Raw genomic sequence first — 2,548 nt, forward strand, 5'->3', positions numbered from 1 at the left:
CGGCGTTAGGTTATCAATCACCAATCGTGTTTGAGAGACAGAAAAGAAATATTGAGCAAAAGGCTCTCCACTTTTCATAGGCCACTCCAAATAGCAACTCCTTCCAGTCGAGCGCATCAATTCCTGATAGAGAAACTTGAGCGTCTGCCCCTGGCCCAAGCAAAGGCCTGAGTAAAATCCACTTTAGGTTGACGTTTCACAGTAGCTTTGATTTCTCCATGAGCAGCCTAATGTCCGCAAATGGTCAATTCGTCATCAGGCTGGAACAGCCCTAAGGAAAGTAAGCGTCGCTGAGTAGATCTTAGCTTACCAACTGACGCTTTGCAGCAGCTGAGTCACTACGCCTACCTTGGAGGCCCTCGTCCGCACTGATCCGCGACTGCTATCAGCATTTCTCACCCATATCTGCTGAGTAAGCTGCTTGCGAACGTGTCTTTTGTTGACGTTGTGTTGACGCGAACGCAAAAAGCCCTGAACCGGTGGTTTGGGGCTTTTGTTATATGTTTGATCTATTGATCGAATATTTAGTTGCGGGGGTAGGATTTGAACCTACGACCTTCAGGTTATGAGCCTCAAATTGTAAAGATTTTGCTATTCTTATGTTCTCTGACGGCATTCGGGCACATTCAAGGTCTTTGGAAGAGAACAAATGCAGCTCAAACGGAGTATGGCTGTTGACGCGGGACTTTAAGTATCTTCGCGATTTCAGCGCTCAAGTGGTGTTTCAAGGTATGAACCCCCTCGCTCGAAGTCCCGCCACTACGGTTAGCAGCGAAAACAAGATTGCCGTTGAAAGGCTCAGCCTTGGCTCTGATATAAAGTCGCCTCAAGATGTGCCCCTGATCCTAGATAGCATATCTCCAAGTGGTTAAAACGTTGATTTTGGCATCAATCAACCCGATACGCTGCTATCTCAAAAACCTCATATATCAGATTCAGTTATAGCTCGCTTAATCAAAGAGAAGTTAAACAATGTTTACCTCAAAAATAGTAAAAATCATTGGTTACCTTAACGTCTTTAACGATATCTTCTTTATCAACTGTAAGAGTAATATCGTAAGATAACCCTGCTCCAGCAGCATCTCTTTTGGGATCTTTAATAGAGTATTGATAAGATATGGAATATTGATTTGATTTTAGCAATTCACTATCCTTAGAAGTGCGCCAATTCATATAAGCGGCATGATGATCACCTTTTTTGAATAAGACAAAGTCCTTGTCATAAATTTCACGTACCTGAGAAATGTGCTTGTTAAGAAATATCTGCTGATAGAATTCGGAAGCTGCTAGCCTGTCTATTGTGTCCAAGAACTTAAGATCTAACATTGGTTCATTCCCGTTATCAGGAAACGTTTTAAAAGTATAAATCTTCATAGATCTTTTATCTTTCTCATTAGATGCATAAAGTAGCGTTGGAATTACTATGGACGCCACTAATATAGATATGCTTGTTATTTTTAATTTCCGAATAAACATGACGGTACTGTTCCAGTAAATATAATTTAATATAGAATGGTTCCCCAACCCGGTGTAAAGCGATCTGGTTTCAATACAGGTAAGCTGGTTTTCTCTAATATAGTTCTTACGACACTATTGCTATTAGGGCCGAGTGTATCATAATCGATATTTAAAGCGCCAATATTCCTAAGAATATTGGCAAAGGAATCATGGTAATCACAATGCGATGATCCTCTTGCGATTTCTAACATTCCAGACGGCCTATTATCGTATTTTCTCTCTTCAACGCTGCCAGACCAAAGCCCATAATGCGTAATAATTGCACCCATTGGATTTGTGTTGCCAATTTCTTGTCCGCCGTATGTCTCTCCCCCCAACCAGTCTGGCATCATAACCTCTGGAACACTAGATGGCTCATCTTTTTGCTCGCCTGTACGAACCTCGGGATTTGGTTCTGAATTTTGGGCATTTGCTTCTGTTGCATTGGGGTCTTCTGAAAACTCACTTCCTGTGGAAGGCCCTCCGCGATAATACCACATGGAGCCATCTCGTTTAGTGTAGCGTATAAAAAGATGGCTTCCACCAGTGTCAAACACAGACGGATGGACAAAAAATGAACCCACTTCTACTTTGCATTCTGGACATGTCTCACAAATTTTTGTTGGGCTGCTGTTTGGCGGAGTGCTAGGATTACTCATGAGTTACTCCCCCGTTGATACACATGATGCCTGAAAAAATCTGCTCGTAACGAGGGGGTTGCGAAGGCTTGTTTTGCTTCTTCATAGTGCTGCTCAAACTTCTCTCCATATCTCCAGGCACAGAACACATAGGCTTTTTGATCATATGCAGTTGAAAGACCAAGTGAGTGAGCATACTCTAATTGGCTCTTCACAAACGGCTTGATTGCTGCCAAGTTCGGTGGTCCTTTGCCCTCTGATTGACCTGTTTTGGCGAAATCTGCGATTACCTGTGCCACAAACAACTCCCACTGCATGTCCTCAAACGCTTTTTCCTGAACCTTGCGGATGAGGGTGATGTGGCTCTTGGGTCGTTCGTTGGTTTGCGTCGAGCTTTCTGCAAATGGTGTCAT

Annotated in this window: 3 protein-coding genes; all 3 read right to left on the reverse strand. The window is 43.0% G+C overall.

All coding sequences use genetic code 11. The features are described from left to right. Positions 1-981 precede the first annotated feature (981 nt). On the reverse strand, positions 982-1,476 hold the full coding sequence (locus BM231_RS26735; RefSeq protein ID WP_139226425.1) for a hypothetical protein: 495 nt from the start codon (positions 1,474-1,476) through the stop codon (positions 982-984). 26 nt (positions 1,477-1,502) lie between these two features. After that, a complete protein-coding gene (locus BM231_RS26915; protein WP_139226426.1) occupies positions 1,503-2,156 on the reverse strand; it encodes a hypothetical protein in 654 nt (217 codons plus the stop codon). Continuing rightward, on the reverse strand, positions 2,153-2,548 hold a 396-nt coding region (locus tag BM231_RS26745; protein WP_093524426.1), incomplete at its 5' end, for a hypothetical protein. The genes BM231_RS26745 and BM231_RS26915, both read right to left, overlap by 4 nt.

It is taken from the genome of Pseudovibrio ascidiaceicola (assembly GCF_900114245.1).
GTDB lineage: Bacteria > Pseudomonadota > Alphaproteobacteria > Rhizobiales > Stappiaceae > Pseudovibrio > Pseudovibrio ascidiaceicola.